Source organism: Acaryochloris sp. CCMEE 5410, assembly GCF_000238775.2.
Taxonomy (GTDB): Bacteria; Cyanobacteriota; Cyanobacteriia; order Thermosynechococcales; family Thermosynechococcaceae; genus Acaryochloris.
In genome coordinates, this window is record NZ_AFEJ02000001.1 from 2,352,795 (window position 1) to 2,370,044 (window position 17,250).

Annotated in this window: 15 protein-coding genes; 11 read left to right on the top strand and 4 right to left on the bottom strand. The window is 49.1% G+C overall.

The annotated features are described in order from the left end of the window. Positions 1-347: 347 nt before the first annotated feature. The 8 genes from ON05_RS10620 (at position 348) to ON05_RS38480 (ending at position 7,803) form a co-directional block, all read left to right on the top strand. Positions 348-1,097 carry a phosphoadenylyl-sulfate reductase gene (locus ON05_RS10620; RefSeq protein WP_010471458.1) on the top strand — a complete coding sequence of 250 codons (750 nt, stop codon included), beginning with the start codon at positions 348-350 and terminating at the stop codon, positions 1,095-1,097. 193 nt (positions 1,098-1,290) lie between these two features. Continuing rightward, positions 1,291-1,614 (top strand): hypothetical protein, encoded by a 324-nt coding sequence (locus tag ON05_RS10625; protein ID WP_010471457.1) that lies wholly within the window; start codon positions 1,291-1,293, stop codon positions 1,612-1,614. Between the two features lie 40 nt (positions 1,615-1,654). Beyond that, positions 1,655-2,707, top strand: a complete 1,053-nt coding sequence (locus ON05_RS10630) for a YeiH family protein (RefSeq protein ID WP_010471455.1) — start codon at positions 1,655-1,657, stop codon at positions 2,705-2,707. A gap of 140 nt (positions 2,708-2,847) precedes the next feature. Then, positions 2,848-3,933, top strand: coding sequence for a M28 family peptidase (locus ON05_RS10635; protein ID WP_262561558.1), 1,086 nt, complete (start codon positions 2,848-2,850; stop codon positions 3,931-3,933). A 263-nt stretch (positions 3,934-4,196) separates the two neighbouring features. Continuing rightward, positions 4,197-5,252, top strand: coding sequence for a photosystem II D2 protein (photosystem q(a) protein) (gene psbD, locus ON05_RS10640; RefSeq protein ID WP_010471451.1), 1,056 nt, complete (start codon positions 4,197-4,199; stop codon positions 5,250-5,252). 634 nt (positions 5,253-5,886) lie between these two features. After that, positions 5,887-6,723 (top strand): ImmA/IrrE family metallo-endopeptidase, encoded by an 837-nt coding sequence (locus tag ON05_RS10645; RefSeq protein WP_010471446.1) that lies wholly within the window; start codon positions 5,887-5,889, stop codon positions 6,721-6,723. Between the two features lie 25 nt (positions 6,724-6,748). Further along, entirely contained in the window at positions 6,749-7,378 is a 630-nt protein-coding gene (locus tag ON05_RS10650) for a HEAT repeat domain-containing protein (protein WP_262561562.1), read from the top strand. A 104-nt stretch (positions 7,379-7,482) separates the two neighbouring features. Then, positions 7,483-7,803 (top strand): DUF6334 family protein, encoded by a 321-nt coding sequence (locus tag ON05_RS38480; RefSeq protein WP_396149043.1) that lies wholly within the window; start codon positions 7,483-7,485, stop codon positions 7,801-7,803. Here the strand turns inward: ON05_RS38480 and ON05_RS10655 are convergent. Beyond that, positions 7,800-8,888, bottom strand: coding sequence for an ISAs1 family transposase (locus tag ON05_RS10655; RefSeq protein WP_262561039.1), 1,089 nt, complete (start codon positions 8,886-8,888; stop codon positions 7,800-7,802). The two genes, ON05_RS38480 and ON05_RS10655, sit on opposite strands and share 4 nt — an antisense overlap. A gap of 66 nt (positions 8,889-8,954) precedes the next feature. Between ON05_RS10655 and ON05_RS38485 the strand changes: the two genes are divergently transcribed. Both ON05_RS38485 and ON05_RS10660 read left to right on the top strand, forming a co-directional pair. Further along, entirely contained in the window at positions 8,955-9,092 is a 138-nt protein-coding gene (locus tag ON05_RS38485) for a DUF6334 family protein (protein WP_396149046.1), read from the top strand. Between the two features lie 30 nt (positions 9,093-9,122). Further along, entirely contained in the window at positions 9,123-9,953 is an 831-nt protein-coding gene (locus tag ON05_RS10660) for a HEAT repeat domain-containing protein (protein WP_039779894.1), read from the top strand. 30 nt (positions 9,954-9,983) lie between these two features. On the opposite strand, the gene ON05_RS10665 is transcribed toward ON05_RS10660, so the two are convergent. Then, complete coding sequence (locus tag ON05_RS10665) at positions 9,984-12,212, bottom strand: AAA family ATPase (protein ID WP_010472924.1); 2,229 nt, start codon at positions 12,210-12,212, stop codon at positions 9,984-9,986. An 11-nt stretch (positions 12,213-12,223) separates the two neighbouring features. Beyond that, the gene (locus tag ON05_RS10670) at positions 12,224-13,411 is read right to left on the bottom strand and encodes a trypsin-like peptidase domain-containing protein (protein WP_010472923.1); all 1,188 of its coding nucleotides are present in this window, start codon (positions 13,409-13,411) and stop codon (positions 12,224-12,226) included. Between the two features lie 53 nt (positions 13,412-13,464). Between ON05_RS10670 and ON05_RS10675 the strand changes: the two genes are divergently transcribed. Beyond that, positions 13,465-14,373: a M23 family metallopeptidase gene (locus ON05_RS10675; RefSeq protein WP_010472922.1), complete on the top strand. Its 909-nt coding sequence runs from the start codon at positions 13,465-13,467 to the stop codon at positions 14,371-14,373. A gap of 3 nt (positions 14,374-14,376) precedes the next feature. Here ON05_RS10675 and ON05_RS10680 read toward each other — a convergent pair whose 3' ends face one another. Next, positions 14,377-16,965: an EAL domain-containing protein gene (locus tag ON05_RS10680; RefSeq protein WP_010472920.1), complete on the bottom strand. Its 2,589-nt coding sequence runs from the start codon at positions 16,963-16,965 to the stop codon at positions 14,377-14,379. Positions 16,966-17,250 lie beyond the last annotated feature (285 nt).

Here is a 17,250-nt window from a genome sequence, read left to right on the forward strand (position 1 = left end):
AACCATTTTAGTGTTGATAGGCCCAAGAACTACGATTCTCGATAACTTGGGTGCAGATGAATAACTAACGAAATAGTTTCATCCCTTTGGAGCTGATGCCTTGCTCTACCCTCACAACGGTAGAGCAGACGCCAACGGCATCCTCATTTCGTTTGGCGCAAAATACTGCTCCATCAACCGCTTTTTCTATTCATACCTAAGGCAAATGTGGGGTATGAGGCTGTTCCACAGCCTTCTTTTTCTCCTCGTTCTTGTCGTCTTTTAATGCAGTCTGCCGGATTGGATCAGTCTGTATCATTTGCCTTTTTTTCTGGTTTTTGTCTTCCTATTTATTAAGGAGTTCGTTCATGGTTCAAGCGATCAATACTGTCAATTCCCCTGTTGATGTTCCGAGTGCACTCACAAATCTACCTCAGGATAATCCCCAAGAAATCCTCAGTTTTGCACTTAAAAAATTCGACAATATTGCCATTGCTTTTAGTGGTGCCGAAGATGTGGTTTTGATTGATATGGCTGCCAAAATTCGGCCAGATGTGAGTGTTTTCTGCCTCGATACTGGACGTTTGCACCCCGAAACCTATCGGTTTATTGAGCAAGTGAGAAAGCGTTACAAGCTTAATATTGAGCTATTGTTTCCTGATCCAGCTCAAGTAGAAGCGCTAGTCCGAGAAAAAGGGCTATTCAGTTTCTATAAAGATGGTCATAAAGAGTGCTGCAGCATCCGCAAAGTTCGACCTTTGCGTCGCAAGTTGTCCTCTCTAGATGCATGGATTACGGGACAGCGCCAGGATCAAAGCCAGACCCGTTCCAATTTACCCGTCATGCAAGTGGATACCGCCTTCTCCAGCGATGACCACACCTTAATCAAGTTCAACCCGCTATCCAACTGGACTTCAGATCAAGTGTGGCAATATATCGATAAAAATGAGGTGCCCTTCAATCCCTTACACTCCCAAGGGTTTGTTAGTATTGGCTGTGCTCCTTGTACCCGCTCCACATTGCCTCATCAACACGAACGCCAAGGTCGCTGGTGGTGGGAAAATCCTGACGACAAAGAATGTGGTTTACACGCCAGTAACACCACTACTCAGAAGTAAATCTTTTGTTCCCTAGCGAAGCCTAGTTGACTTCGCTAGGGGGTGTGAAATTGAACGTTGCTCAATCTCAGGTGAATGGCGCTCTAGCCATCTCCTGAAATGTCCTGGTGCCCAATTTTATTGGGTATCGCGACACTGAATCCCCCCTCATTTCTATTCCTAATTACAAAAACTTTGTGTCATGAAAATCACCATGGTTCAAAAGGTTAAGCACAATGGGCAACCCTGTGCGAAATCGGCCAGAGTTCTCTCTGAGCTCGAAACGCTAGAGTTGCGAGATCGAATCGATCACCTTGTCACTGCTGATGAACGGAATCCTGACAGTGAGGGCTTTGCCTTAGCAGCCCAGTACAGCGTTGATGCCGCTCCTTTTTTCATTGTGGAAAGTCCTGACGGGTCTTCCCGTCTCTATACGGCGTATCAACGGTTTCTGAAAGAGGTTTTGCACCAGGAGACCTCCGAAGATGCAGAGATTTCAGAAATTATGGCTCAAAGCCCCGACCTAGATTTCATCTAGGCGCAATATCTACAATGTCCAGCTCAATCCGAGATTCCACATGAAACAACCTCGTACTGTGCAACTGGGTTCTGTCGCACCCAAAACCTATACTGTGCAGCCGTCTGCACAAAAGAAATCGGGTTCCATTTTGTCCGGTCTACTGCTGACGTCTGGACTGGCTTTAGTAGCAACATTCCTGCATTTTCTACCGGGCTTACATTTTCTGAGTTCCCTCATTCTGGCAGTGGTTTTGGGGATTGCAGTCCGCAATATCTTGACGGTCCCCGCGTCTTGCCAGCCCGGCATTAAGTTCACCCTCAAGCGCATTTTACGACTCGCCATTATGTTGCTGGGACTGAGGCTGAGTGTGTCGCAAATCCTGGAAGTAGGGCCTAAAGGCCTAGGGATTGTAGCGGTTGTCTTAGGCAGCACCTTTATCTTTACCTGCTGGCTCGGCCGTCAGCTCGGGGTGAGTCGCCAACTCTCGCAATTGATTGCATCTGGTACATCGATTTGTGGCGCTTCTGCTGTGGTTGCCACCAACAGTGTGATTGAAGGGTCGGACGAGGATGTTGCCTATGCCGTCACGATTGTGACCGTTTTTGGCACCTTATCGATGCTGCTCTATCCTCTGCTGTTTGGCTGGCTAGCCCTAACGCCAGAAGCCTTTGGGGTGTGGACAGGCGCATCAATTCATGAAGTGGCTCAAGTGGTCGCTGCAGCGTTCCAGACCAGTCCAGTCAGCGGTGAGTTGGCAACGATTGCGAAACTGTCACGGGTGATGTTCCTAATTCCGGTGATGTTGACATTAGGGGTTCTATCTTTTCGGCAGCGGGTTGGAGATTCTAAATCACTGCCCATTCCTTGGTTTGTCCTCGGTTTTGTGGCACTGATTGGGGTGAGCAGTTTTCAGCTTTTACCCACTGCCTGGACTGAGGCTCTGACCCAAGGAAATAAATTTTTACTGACCGTGTCGATGGTAGCCATGGGGCTTGAAACCAAACTCCATAAGTTTAAGGAAATGGGTCTACGCCCCCTCTATTTGGGCGCTGCGGCCTGGTTGTTTATCTCGATTTTGAGCCTCACTCTAGTGGAAGCCTTCTATCTGTAAAGATCTCTTATCTACAGAGATCTCCATTTTTTAGCTCAGTTTGAGTAGAGAACAGGTGCCAACTAAACCCTAGCCCATGTTAAAAACACATCCCTTTATCGACTGCAGGTTTCTACAGGCGGAATGAAAGGTGTGCGACAATGGCTAGGGTTGAGTCGTGGAAAGATGTTCAAAAGTCGGAAAGCTTGGATCTTAAGTGCGATCGCATGTCTGTTCGTGGTCTTTATGTCCTGCCAGTCTCCCCGGCCTGTCGCTCAATCTCCCCCGTCTCTCCATCGCCAGAGGCGACACCCGCAGCATCGCCGCCCGATGCTCCGCCTCCAGCAACTGCTCCGCCGCCTGTCACCGCAAAGCCACCCCCCCTTGTTAATGGCGATCGGTTAATGGCAGATCTCAATGCTCTGAACTTTGAGCGCTACACGACAGCCGAGTTAAAGAAAACGAGAGCGTTTATGGCCCAAACCCTCTCGGCATCTGGCTGGACCGTAACAGAACAGCCTTTTGAAACAGGGGTGAATCTTGTGGCTGAACGTCCAGGTACAGACCCGAATGCAGGGGTCTTGCTGGTGGGCGCGCATTATGATTCAGTCCGAGGGTCTCCCGGATCGGATGATAATGCTACTGGGGTAGTGGCGGCTCTGGAAGTGGCGAGACTGCTAGGCGATCGCAAAACGATACGGCCCCTGCGTATTGTTCTATTTGATCAAGAAGAAGCCGGACTGGTGGGCAGCTATGCCTATGCCCAACGCCCCGAAAATCTCCAAAATTTAGACGGCGTCGTGATCTTGGAAATGTTGGGCTACACCTGTTCGACACCAGGCTGTCAGCAGGTCCCTGGAGAATTCAAGGTGAAGCTACCGAGTGACAAAGGAGACTTTCTTGCGATCGCAGGCGATACAGAGCACCTACCGTTACTGAATGCCTTTAGCGAGCATCATCAGCCAACCTTACCTGCATTAGTCCCCGTCTCCATTCCTTTTAAAGGTCTATTAACCCCTGTCATCCTGCGCAGTGACCATACGCCATTTTGGTTTGAAGGAATAGGAGCCGTGATGCTCACCGATACCGCCCATCTGCGCAATCCCCACTATCATCGGCGCACCGATACACCAGATACGGTAGATGCAGCATTCCTAACGGGCAATGCTCAAACCGCTGTCAACGCAATCACCGCCCTCTTAGACCGACCGCAAAGTTTCTTGACGACTGAAACCGACAAATCTTAAGCTTTCTCAGGATTCAGGCACTGCCTATCATTGCTCGTTTTCATGGATTAACCGTCTAACCCTCATATTTGGCTAGACTTTCCAGCGGTAGCTGCAGCACGATAGACTTCTACATATAATTAGAATATGTGAAAGAAATCATAAAGTATCGTGAATTTTTGTTGACTTTACTTTATGGTTAATCATATCTACACCGATTCAGGACCATCTGTTATTTTTCCTGCAATCATTTTTCGATTTATAAATAAACTGGAGATCTATCCATGACCATAGCAGTCGGACGCGCCCAGGAGCGAGGATGGTTTGACGTCCTCGACGACTGGCTTAAGCGTGATCGGTTCGTCTTTATTGGTTGGTCAGGTATCCTACTTTTCCCCTGTGCGTTTCTATCCATCGGGGGATGGTTTACCGGCACAACTTTCGTAACTTCCTGGTACACCCACGGTCTTGCTAGCTCCTACCTAGAAGGGGCTAACTTCTTGACCGTTGCTGTATCCACTCCCGCCGACAGCCTCGGCCACTCCCTACTTCTACTTTGGGGACCCGAAGCTCAAGGTGACTTCACCCGCTGGTGTCAGCTGGGTGGACTGTGGAACTTCACCACATTACATGGTGTCTTCGGCTTGATCGGCTTCATGCTGCGTCAATTCGAGATTGCCCGTCTAGTAGGCGTGCGTCCTTACAACGCAGTTGCCTTCAGCGGTCCTATCGCCGTGTATGTTTCCGTCTTTTTGATGTATCCTTTGGGCCAATCCAGCTGGTTCTTTGCACCTAGCTGGGGTGTAACAAGCATCTTCCGATTCTTGTTATTTGCTCAAGGTTTCCACAACCTAACCCTCAACCCCTTCCACATGATGGGTGTTGCAGGTATTTTGGGTGGTGCGCTGTTGTGCGCCATTCACGGAGCCACTGTTGAGAACACCTTGTTTGAAGACGGTCAAGACGCCAATACATTTGCTGCGTTCACTCCGACCCAAGCAGAAGAGACCTACTCCATGGTCACTGCTAACCGATTCTGGTCTCAGATTTTCGGGATTGCCTTTTCCAACAAGCGTTGGTTGCACTTTTTCATGTTGTTCGTGCCTGTGACTGGTCTATGGGCTTCTGCCATTGGCCTCGTGGGTATCGCCCTCAACATGCGTGCTTATGACTTCGTTAGCCAGGAAATCCGGGCTGCTGAAGACCCTGAGTTCGAAACCTTCTACACCAAGAACATTCTCTTGAATGAAGGTCTACGTGCTTGGATGGCACCCCAAGACCAAATCCATGAAAACTTCATCTTCCCTGAAGAAGTTCTACCCCGCGGTAACGCTCTGTAGACTCTAACTTCAAACGATAAAGTTTGATGGAAAGCCCCCGAATAATCGGGGGCTTTTTTAGTGTCGGTCGAATTGATCGATTTCTGCAGACGCTAGATGAGAGGACTGCGAACATACCGTTAGTCCATGCATCTTATGGATATCCCCCTGAAACCTGAAACATAAAGCTTTAACCCAACGGGAGGTGCCTGCAGTCCCATGGGTGGCGTTGCCTTAATAAATACCCCCTAACTCATACAGAGAGAGGGGGTAGGGACTTTTTTGATGATTATTTCTGATTTAAGTCAAGCTAAAACCAGATAGTACAAATTCTAGCAGTAGCTTGATTAGACTCAGGTTGCCCAAACAAAATCGAGATCGAACATCAAGGCGAAAAATTTTTCCAGGTGGCTTTGTTCGGCCAGTCAAGCCTTTATTTTTACTATGGAGACCTATCAGACGTTCTGCATTGTCCGTGCGATCGCAACCGACCAAACCACGCCCTCCAAGCGATATAGCCTCCCAGTCTGTTCATTGGATGAAATCTTGACTGCAATTCGGTTGGCTTTAACGATTGCAGAGATCTCGGTGGGACAACGATCACTGAGTTACTCTGGCAGGTGGGCTAGCATTGACGCATCTCTAGGAACTGGACATGCGCAAAGGCTGGAATCCTAACCGTCGCAATCGCAATATTGGTACTTCCAAACAAGGGCAGGGACAAAATAATCAGTTAGTGATTCCAAAATCTTGGCCCGATGATCGGGTGTTTTGGGAAGTGCTTAACCAGCCTATTGCGATTCAGGAAAAGATTGGTGAATGTGAACTGACATTTCTAGTGGAGCCTCCGCGCCCGGAGTGTTTTTATCCCTGTACTGTCGCAGATGTGATGTCTGTTTTAGAATACGTTCCCCAGTCTGACCTGGAGGGCTTGGAGCTGATTATTTTTCGTCAACCGACGCGCAAACAAGATCAACTCAATCCTGTCTGGGGCCGTTTCCTGTACTATGCGACACCTGGGCCACATTCAGGGACCGCAATTTGTATCGAAGCCCATAATCTCAATACCCCCTTGCGGTGGTCTCTCTCCCTAGGGCCAGACGCTCGCGATGAACTCACTCGACTGGAAGCTGATGGCCATCGGATCGAAAAAAGACGACGTGATTACACGATCCACCGAACTGATGAGTCGGTTCGCAATACTGTTCTCTTTCGAACTCTATTCCATGAACTTGGACATTATGTGGATTGGATGCAAAGCGTTATTCTACCCAGTCTTGATACCACTAGCGAAGCCGAAGATGAGCGGCTGCGCCAAGAGTTTGACTCTAAACCTTCGCAAGAGAAAGAAGCCTTGGCCCATCGCTATGCCCAAAATCTAGCGACCCAACTGCATCAAGCGGGTCACATCCCTTTTGCACCTCAGCCCCATGCAAAAGCTTTACTGGATCAGGGGCTAAAGCCTGTTTGGTTTAAGCCCAATCTCTCGTAAACATTTGAAAGACATCAATAGTCTGGTGGTGAAATTAGTAAACGAATTGATTGCGGAGTTGCGATCGCAACTCCGTCACGACAATGCCTATGATCTACTTTGGGAGATGGGCGAAGCAGCGATTGCCCCCTTACTCGTAACTCTGTGTGATGACGAAGAAGAGAATCAGGTGCGTGAAAGCTGTGCCCAACTCATGGGTCATGTCATACCAGCAGGTGTGAACCAGCTATTAAAGCTGCTGAGGGAGGCTCAAGGTGATCAGGCAGATCTAGCTGCTTGGGGGCTACGATACAACCATGCACCTGAACTCATTGAACCTCAGCTATTTACATCGCTACAGGATAGTTCGCCCACGATTCGGGCTAATGCAGCTCGCGCGCTTCGCTATATCCACATTGATTTACAAGCCTTTGATTCTCGATTGCTAGAAGCTTTGCAAGATGAATACATCGAGGTTCGACTGGATGTGTTACGTATCCTCATCCAGTTAGTAGAGGTTGGGCTTGAGCAATATGGTATCTGTAATGTCACTGCACTGGCTGCAGCCGTCAGCACAAGGATGAATTCCAGTAGCGTAAATTCAGAAGAATATCACTTGTCTAATACAGTGTTGTCTTGTCTTGCATCGGAAAACCCTCATCTTGCTGATGCCTGAAATATCACCTGGGGGATGTCAATATTCCTTATTTCTCCATTCCATTCATCTGTCATCACAAACATACTGAGATTGTATGGTCTGCCTTCTGAAAGAAGACTCATATGTTCTGTTCCAGTTATGAGAGCTTAGTAAATTTGCTAGAGGGTGATGTACCACTTATCTTGCAAAGAGTCGAACGCTGCAAAGCCAAAAGTTTTTATACCTCTAATGATTTGCTGGGGGGAGACAATTTGGAAGCCCTAATCTTATTTTTTGGGGACTACCAGGTCGGCATAGTCTGTAGTGGTGAAACTGATGAAGTTTATATTTCGAACGGTTTCCAGTTTGCACCTCATTTTAGGATAGATTTATCGCAGCAAAAACCGTGGAAAGAAATTCTAGGGATGCAGCTTTTCTCTGTGTGGCAGCCAGGGCTGTTTTAAGTTAGCAGCGAAAAAATAATATCGACCCGATTAGCCAGCTTAGTCATCGCGGTTTTGAGGGATTGATAGTCGTTTAGCCGCAGGATATTAATCCCAATAGTTCTAAGCACTGACCAATTGAGCAGTGCTTGTTCATCTTCGAGTCGATAATCATCTTCGCCAAAAACAACATCCTTCGGCCAATGCAACCGATTTTCAATGCCCCAATGTTCTCGGACCAGAGATTGCCAATGCTGGGGTGAGGTGGCAGCTGAACTGATGTAATAGGCCGTATTGTGATACTCCTTTCCTTTGCGAGTGCCCCATCGTTGGACACAAAGCACAGAGCGAATTGCCTCCCATTCTTGTAGGGCTATGCCGACAGGCTCATAAACCTGTATACACCGATGTTCATCTCGTCCTCTACTTTGGGCGGAGTGGATGTGCTCAGCCATGGGTTTAAGACACTCAAAGTAAGTCTGGAGGTGGTCGTAAAGTCTTCCCTGATTGGATTTGACCGCCACAAGATAGTCGTTACCCGAGGCCACAATCTTCTCAAGTGTTTTTTGGGCGTGTAAGGCATCCATGGTAATCAGCAAGCCATCGAGTTGAAGGGTTTCCAACAGTGCCTGGACGACTTTGATTTCGCTATTATCCTCCTGAGTGAGGGCTTCGAGCTTGAGGGTGATGCCTGCTTCCACCGCAAATAAACTCACCAACCCTACAAAACGCTGCTTCCCCTTGGCATCTGTCAGCCCCTGACGAATCCGTTTGCCATCAATGGAGGCTGCATAATTATCGGGAGAGTGAGTCTGGGCTTTCGAGAGCATCCATGCTTCAAATTGGTGGCTCAACGCTTGGAAGTCAAGCCCCTTCATCACTCGACGAAAGGTACAGTGAGACGGAACTTCGAGGCTCTCAAGCCCCAATAGCTCACTTAAAGGCTGGCGATAATCGCTCACAAAGGTTTCTAACGGACGGTACCCTTGATATCCAGCAAGCATGCCCATCACCATCAATAGCAACAGCAGCCATAACGGATGAATACGGCCATGGGCACTGCGGAAATCCGGGACTTGCTTCAAAGTATCGATTAGATGGCTCATCGGTCTCTCTACTGTTGGTCAGTAGAACCATCCTATTTTTTCTAGGAGGAACGTAAAACAACCCTGGTGTGGCAGCTCACGAATAATCGTGGATATGATGATGGTCTCCAGTTTGAGTTTGGGATTGCTGGGCAACAAACACGCATTCTTGTAGATGGAGCAGCCGCCCAGATCAGGATATGGGAAATCAAGCCCTATCTGTAGGTATTATCTCAATCATAAAATCTTGATCTAATGAATGATTCGCTCACAACCTTACCGACAGACCAACTTCTTTCTCAAGCAGAACAATGCGCTCGTTCTGACGATGATGAAAGTGATCTATACGGGGATATTCTTTACGCTCTTCATCTCCGTTCAGACTCACTGATATTTGATACTGCTGTGGAATGGTGTAAAAGCTCTGACTTCTGTATGAGAGCATTGGGGGCTGCCGTCTTATCACAACTTGGATGTGCAGATCGCCACTCACCTTATCCATTTGGCGACGCTGCACTGCCAATTCTGTTGTCGCTGCTCCACGATCCTGAAACGGACGTTCTTTGCAGTGCTATCAATGCTTTGGGTCACCATGCATCCTATGATTTCTTGTGGGACAGTAGTGAACTGGTGGCATTTGCCAATCACGATTCTGCCGATGTCCGTTGCTCAGTGGCCTATGCTTTAGGCGGTCCTCAGTGCGATCGCTCTGACCTTGCAGTCGCAATGATGTGTCGATTAGCGCAGGACGATGACTATGATGTGCGTAATTGGGCATTGTTTGGTTTGGGTAACTTAAGTGATGCCGATTCTCCCCAGGTTCGTGAGGTTCTGTTTCAGGGTTTATCGGATCCTGATGATGAAATCCGAGGAGAGGCGGTTATGGGCCTTGCTAAACGTCAAGATACCCGCGTTATCCCTGTAATGCTCAAGGAATTAGCACTACCATCCGTCGACAATCTAGTGATTGAAGCTGCCGTAGAATTTCCACAGCCCCAATATCTGGTGCATCTGGAAGAATTACTAGCAGCTAATCCTGATGATTACGACCTGAACGAAGCAGTCAAAAAATGTAGCCAGTTGTAAGGATGCCAAGACCAGTACCATTTGCTGTACTTATTTAGGACAGCGGACATGGACAAATGCAAGAGTGGTTCGCCATTGAGTGGTTTTGTGTAATAGCTTTTGAGACAACAGCGCGTGAATCTGTTTTACATCTGTCGCTGAACAATGCTGCCCTAGACGCTTTCCATAAGAAGGACGATCACCACTTGTCGCAAACCACCGTTCAATCAACTTAGGAGTGACATATAGGCTCATGTCAGTTTGTTCTAAGTCTATTGTGAACGGTTGATCAGCAAATGCAGCTTGTAGATCAGATTCATCCCAAGTGAGTTGCGTATCGCCCGTATCACCTTGATATAATTCAGCTTCAGCCGTTTGCCAACGCTGGTATAAAGCCTTTTCTACCTCTTCTGCCTTTACCAAATCACAAATTCGTTGCCCATATTTGGGAATCGTTTCGGCGAGAACTATTTGACCCGTCGGTCTCAAAAGGTTGATTAAATTCTGGGCAAGCTTCTTAGCCGCAGGCTGATCTGTTTGATGCATCAGATTGGCAAAGGCGTTTCGACCTAAAATCCAATCAAACTGAAGATCGGGGGTATGGTCATGAACCAGACTTTCTAGGTTTGAACTTAGCCCAGATAAAAAGATGGGACGTTGCAAGGTTGCCAGTGCTTTAGCCTGGGCTGCCAGCATTTGGGCGACTTTATCGGTGGAAACATGGGTATAGACACTGCCTTCAGGCGTTCGCCGGAGGGCTTCCCAGGTGAGTAGTCCCGTTTGACTGTTGACTTCCAGCACCACATGATGGCGTTGAATTTGGGTGAAACTGAAAATGCGATCGCGCACCCAAGCCGCATGATCGCCCGTCTGACTCATGGTGCGCTGTAACCATCGTTCCCGCTTCGAGTCTTTCGGGCCGTAACTGACCGTCTCCTGGGTACTCGCCTCAGAAATTCCCGAGAGTTGAGCTTCTCGCTGACGCGCAATCTGAGTTTGAATTGCCGCTTCAGCCCCTTGATCGGACGGTTGGTAAAAGACCTGTCCTTGAAGACTGTCTGGTAGATATTGTTGGGCAACCCAGTGATCGCGATAGGCATGGGGATATTTGTAATTTGCGCCATGACCAAAGGCATGTTTATCACGACTTTTATCCCTAAGGGGATTAGGAACATCTCCCTCCCGTTCCTTCTCAACTGAGGCCAAAGCATCGAAATAGGCCAAAGCGCTATTGGATTTGGGAGCGGTCGATAAGTAAAGGGCTGCCTGGGCCAAGGGATATTGCCCCTCCGGTAACCCGATGCGATCAAAGGCTTGAGCACAGGCCATCACCACACCGACGGCCTGCGGATCCGCTAGCCCCACATCCTCACTGGCTAAAATGATCATCCGCCGAAAGATAAAGCGGGGATCTTCCCCGGCATAAACCATACGGGCTAGCCAATAGAGAGCCGCATCGGGGTCTGACCCCCGCATACTTTTGATAAAGGCGCTGATCGTATCAAAATGGGCATCGCCTTCTTTGTCATAGAGAACCGCCCGCCGTTGGATAGAGGCTTCCGCAACGGCCAAGGTAATGGGAATTACGCCCTGGTCATCGGGCTCGGTGGTTTCGATCGCCAGTTCTAAAGCATTCAGCAACGCTCTGGCATCCCCATTCGCCACATTAATCAGGTGCTCCGTTGCGGCTTCTTCCAGCTCAATGGCCGTATCGCCATAGCCGAAGTATTTATCCTGCAAGGCTCGCTCTAGTACCTGCCGAAGGTCATCTGGCATCAAAGATCGCAACTGAAAAATTCGCGATCGGCTCACCAGGGCTTTGTTAACCTCAAAATAGGGATTTTCCGTGGTTGCCCCAATTAAAATCACCGTGCCATTCTCCACCCAAGGCAGCAAGGCATCCTGTTGGGCTTTATTGAATCGATGCACCTCATCTACAAACAGAATGGTGCGTTGACCATATTGACCTCGTCGGTCTTGGGCCTCATCCACGGATGAGCGAATATCTTTGATGCCTGCTAAAACCGCATTCAAGGCTAGAAAATGAGCTTGGGTTGTATTGGCAATAATCTGAGCCAGGGTGGTTTTGCCCGTGCCCGGAGGACCATAGAAAATCAGTGAAGAGAGTTGATCCGCCTGGATTGCCCGCCGCAGTAATCGTCCTGGGCCCACAATCTCGTCCTGGCCCACAAACTCATCCAAAGTGCGGGGACGCAACCGCGCGGCTAGGGGAGCTTCCGTTTCTAAAAGCTGTTGACGATGCTGCTCAAATAAATCCATCGCCTCAGCGCTTAAGACCGTCGCGAAAAGGTTTTCGGTTTGAGGGTGCCCACTTCCAGTTGGGCTTGGCGTTTCTGATTCTTCCGCATGATCGTGAGGGAGAGCTGATCACCCGGCGTCACAGACTGTAAGAGCTGCTGTAGTTGCTCCGTATTATCAATTTGGGTTTTGCCAATTTGTACAATCACATCGCCAGACTTTAACTGAGCCGCTGCCGCTGGCGAATCGGACAAGACATCCACCACCAGCACCCCTTTCTCTTGCTGGACTTGTAGGTCCAGCTCTTCTTGTAACAACGCCTTCGTCTCTGCCGACACGCTCACCATTCGAATTCCCAAATAGGGATGGGCAACTTTCCCATCATTCAATAATTGCTTACTAATGCGGTCGGCAATCTTCACGGGAATGGCAAAGCCCAGCCCCTGGGCCGTGACTCCCGACTCCTGGGACTCGCGAATAATCGCCGTATTAATTCCAATCACTTCACCTTTAAGATTGAGCAGCGGTCCCCCAGAATTCCCCGGATTAATCGCAGCATCTGTTTGGATAAAGTTAACGCGCTGGTCCGGGGCTCCTAGCTGGGAACTAGACCGATCCGTGGCGCTAATAATCCCCATGGTCACCGTATTGTTCAGCCCCAAGGGATTCCCAATGGCAATGGCCCAGTCTCCAGGCTGTAACGTATCTGAATCTCCCAGTTCAAGGGCAGGCAGCGACTCCTTCGCCTCTATCTTAATCACAGCAATGTCGGTGAGGGGATCAGCCCCCTCGACAGTGCCGGGAAACTGCTGGCCGTCTTTGAGCACAACTGTTACTTCATCAGCACCTTCAACGACATGGGCATTGGTTAGGACCAAGCCGGTCTCATCAAAAATAAACCCAGACCCCGTCCCTTGCTCTAGGGAACGATCAGGACGATCAAACAGACCAAATGACCCTTTAGAGCTACGGGCAGCATTAATGCGCACCACAGAAGGACCGACTTGGTCCACCATTTTGACAATCAAGTCAGAACTAATCTGGGAGCGATTGGCAATTTCTGTGGCCGGAATTTCGGGGATACTTTGGGGACTCTCAGCAGTGTTGCCCCCTCGATTAAACCAACTTTGACAGCCGGTCTGGAGCAGCGCACTTCCTACCAATAGAGAAAAGACTAGATGTTTAAGGGATCGCTGCATTATCGTAAAACTAGTGCGCATTCAGCGTGATCTGGATTCTTTACTCCACTCTAACCTGGGAGCAATTGGGTATTATGGCCAAATTCAACTTTTGCCATCTGTTTGCAATCATACCTTGGACCTTAGGCAGCGTGGCGAGTGGTCACCTAGTCGCCCATGCTCAGTCAGCCCCCTCCCGGCTATGTCCTGCCTCTGTCTTGTCTCGGTTAGTGCGGCATTCGGTCAAGTCGGGGGAAACCTTGGCCAGCATCGCCCAGCAATATGGCCTATCCACTGCCACCCTCAAGGGTATGAATCCTAAACTTAGGCAAGGACGAGCTAGGGCAGGCATGAACTTAGTGGTGCCCCCCTATAACGGCATTTTGGTCGCCGTGCCTGCAGGGTCTGGCCTGCAGGCTGTGGCAAAAGCCTACCGCATTAGCTCGGAAGTCTTGTTTGAAGTGAATGGATGTCAGACCTCTCCCAAGGTTGCGTTTGTACCCGGTATCACCTGGTCTCCCAGCATCAACTCTCGCCCCACAGGGATTGCCCCGCTTCAGTCGGTGGGCAACACCTTCCAATCCCCTCGATCGGTAACGGGACGCGATCGCTATCCGTTACCACAGCCCGCATCGGTATTAGGAACTTACGGCTGGCGCGTCAATCCAGAGACCCGCAAAATGCAGTTCTACAGCGGCGTCGATTTGCAGGCAACGCCCGGCACCCCGGTCTATGCCGTTAGCTCCGGTACAGTCGTTTTTGCCGGGGAACGGGGTTCATCTGGCCAAGAGGTGTTTATTCGCCATGCCCAAGGTCGACAAACCCGCTATGGGCGGCTCCAAAATTTGCAGGTCAAGGTGGGGCAACAGGTCCAGCCCGGCCATTTGCTGGGTGAGGTGGCCTCTGCTCCCCAGACGGCCCTGAGGTTCGAAGTGCGATATCGGTCCAGCTTGGGATGGGTGGCCCATGACCCCCAGTCTTATTTGCAATCTCTACAAAAGTGAAGGCTAATTGCAATAGTTGAGCAGAAATTCCTCCATGCCCACTGTATCCGTGGGTTCTGAGAATAAATAGCCTTGGGCATATTCACAATTCATTTGGGTCAGTTCTTCGGCTTGTTCTTCTAGCTCTACGCCTTCCGCCACCACATCCATATGAAGGTTATGGGCTAGGTTGACAATAGTTCTGACAATCTCAAACCCTTCTTCAGAACTCATACGCTCCACAAAGGAGCGATCAATTTTGAGGGTATCTACTGGGAACGCATTCAGATAATTCAAGGAAGAATAGCCAGTGCCAAAGTCATCAATGCCCAGTTTGATGCCCAAGGTCTTAATAGCATCCAGCTTATCGGCCACATCTGAAGCATGATCCATAAGCACCCCTTCGGTAATCTCTAGCTTAAGCCGGTGACAGGGTAAGTTCGTGTCTTCGAGAACGGCATGGATATCGTTGACAAAGTTGGGTTGAGAAAATTGCCGACTCGAAATATTGACATTGAGCTGTAGATCCGTGGCCAAGCTGTAATGCTGTTGCCACAGCTGCATTTGACGGCAGGCTTGGGCCAATACCCACCCGCCTAAGGGAATAATCAGACCGGCCTCTTCCGCCATCGGCACAAACTCCGACGGCAGGATTAAGCCCCGTTCTGGATGATGCCAACGCACCAAGGCCTCTAGCCCCACTAGGTTTTGGGTATCTAAAGACACAATTGGTTGATAGAACAGCTGAAACTCTTGCCGATCAATAGCTCGCCGCAGATCATTTTCGAGTTGAGAGAGGGCCAGCACTTGCGATCGCATACTGCTACTAAAGATTTCGTACCGATTTTTACCCAGGTTTTTAGCCCGGTACATAGCGGTGTCCGCATCTCGCAGCAATTCTTCCGCATGTTGGTATTCAGGGCTGCTCAGGGCAATCCCGATACTAGTGCCCGTAAAAATCTCATGGCCCTCAATGCTAAAAGCCTGCTTTAACTGCTGTTGGATTCGTTCAGCCGTCTGAAGAACATGCTCCATATTCTGGATGGTGTTCAACAAAATCACAAATTCATCCCCGCCAATGCGAGCAACGGTATCTTGATCGCGCAGGCAAAATTGCAGTCGGTTACCCACTTCGATTAACAGCCGATCGCCAATCATATGGCCCAGACTATCGTTGATAATTTTGAACCGATCTAAGTCCAAAAATAAAGTGGCAAACTGATCCTCAGGGTGGCGCTGGTATTGCTTAATGGCCTGGGTGAGGCGATCCATGAATAATACCCGATTGGGTAAGCAGGTTAAGGCATCATGGAGGGCATCGTGCACCAACTGCTCTCGGGCCAAGTGATATTCCGTGATATCCGTCTGGGAACCCGCAATGCGGTAGGGCTGCTGATCGGCATCACGCAAGGCCATACCCCGACTGCGGAACCAGCGATATTCCCCATTTTTATGACGCAAGCGAAATTCACTTTGAAAGTGGTTGGTTTCACCCTTGAGATGCATCGATAATTCTTGCTTGAGCCGATCACGATCGCTGGGGTGAAGCCGATCAAGCCATTCTTCGCAGCGATCGCTAATTTCCTCTTCTTCATAGCCAATCATCGCTTTCCAGCGGGGGGAAAAATACACCCGATTGGATCGCAAGTGCCAGTCCCAGAGACCATCATTAGCCCCCCGAGCCGCCGCCGCATAGCGTTCTTCGCTTTCTCGGAGAATTTGTTCGGCCCGTTTGCGCTGGGTAATATCGACGAGATAACTGCGAATCACCTGGCTTTCCGGCATGCAGTGAATAGACTGTTCAAAGACGCGATCGCAAACATGTACTTCCCGCACAAAGTAGGTATTGTCCGCTTTCTTGACTTCAGATAAAAATCCTTGCAATAGGGGATGCTGATCGGACTCCAAAATATCTGGAAACTGAGCCACCGCTGCCGGATTAATGTAAGTGATGCTGCCGCTAAAATCCGTTTCAATGATGGGATGGGGCATTAACTCCGGAAAAGAGGAGAGACGAACCAGAGCCGCTTCTCCCAAATTGCGTAATTCTGTATCGGAGGGCAGGAGAGTCTGAGTACTGAGGGACGAAGGAGTAGGCGGGTCTAGAGAGTTTACAGCAAGCAAGTCATCGAGCTCATACTCTTCAGGGAACCCCGTAACTAAGTGATAGGTGGCTTGAATATCCTCGCCAAAAGAGATGATTTCCTGATCTTTGAGATCATGAGAAAATCGGCGCTTCCCGTTAATCCATAAGCCATTACGGCTACGCCGCCCCTGAATATTGCCATCAATAATACGAAAGAAATGATTTCCCGTCTTCGGTTCATGAATCCGTAGCAATAGCGCATGTTGGCGGGAGACGGTTCCCATATTCAACACAATGGAATTAGCAGGATGGCGTCCAATAGAATAGGTGGCCGCTTCTAAGACGACAGTTTGCTGATGGTCGCTGGTTTTGATCACCAGCAGATGATGGGCGCGACTGACTCTTTTCCCAGGAGAACCCGAACCAGACTGTCCGGCTTGGGGAGGATGACTACGAGCTTCTCTAAGCGTAGGGGATGTGATATCTCCTGGAATCACATTCACACCGAGCTGAGTGGTATCTTGCACAAGCGTTCTGGCAGGTATCAGTAACAGCGAGAAAACGAGAATTTATGAAATGGGGATAGTCAAGGCAAGACGGTCGCCAGGTTCAAGAATTTACAAGCGATTTTACGCTTATATTCTTCTATATATGCCTGATTTTACGATTTTTCACTAATCGTGATAATACCGGACTTAACGGCAAGAATAAATTCTCCATCTTTCTTTTCGGGAAACTCAAGAAATAGGAGAATTAGGACAGTGCCAAAATGTCATCAGGTCGATTTGGAAGTTTATAAAAATGATTCTAAC

Coding starts and splice junctions, on each gene's coding strand:
- ON05_RS10620 (WP_010471458.1), top strand. CDS start 348: ATGGTTCAAGCGATCAATACTGTCAATTCCCCTGTTGATGTTCCGAGT.
- ON05_RS10625 (WP_010471457.1), top strand. CDS start 1,291: ATGGTTCAAAAGGTTAAGCACAATGGGCAACCCTGTGCGAAATCGGCC.
- ON05_RS10630 (WP_010471455.1), top strand. CDS start 1,655: ATGAAACAACCTCGTACTGTGCAACTGGGTTCTGTCGCACCCAAAACC.
- ON05_RS10635 (WP_262561558.1), top strand. CDS start 2,848: ATGGCTAGGGTTGAGTCGTGGAAAGATGTTCAAAAGTCGGAAAGCTTG.
- psbD (WP_010471451.1), top strand. CDS start 4,197: ATGACCATAGCAGTCGGACGCGCCCAGGAGCGAGGATGGTTTGACGTC.
- ON05_RS10645 (WP_010471446.1), top strand. CDS start 5,887: ATGCGCAAAGGCTGGAATCCTAACCGTCGCAATCGCAATATTGGTACT.
- ON05_RS38480 (WP_396149043.1), top strand. CDS start 7,483: ATGTTCTGTTCCAGTTATGAGAGCTTAGTAAATTTGCTAGAGGGTGAT.
- ON05_RS10655 (WP_262561039.1), bottom strand. CDS start 8,888: ATGAGCCATCTAATCGATACTTTGAAGCAAGTCCCGGATTTCCGCAGT.
- ON05_RS10660 (WP_039779894.1), top strand. CDS start 9,123: ATGAATGATTCGCTCACAACCTTACCGACAGACCAACTTCTTTCTCAA.
- ON05_RS10665 (WP_010472924.1), bottom strand. CDS start 12,212: ATGGATTTATTTGAGCAGCATCGTCAACAGCTTTTAGAAACGGAAGCT.
- ON05_RS10670 (WP_010472923.1), bottom strand. CDS start 13,411: ATGCGCACTAGTTTTACGATAATGCAGCGATCCCTTAAACATCTAGTC.
- ON05_RS10675 (WP_010472922.1), top strand. CDS start 13,465: ATGGCCAAATTCAACTTTTGCCATCTGTTTGCAATCATACCTTGGACC.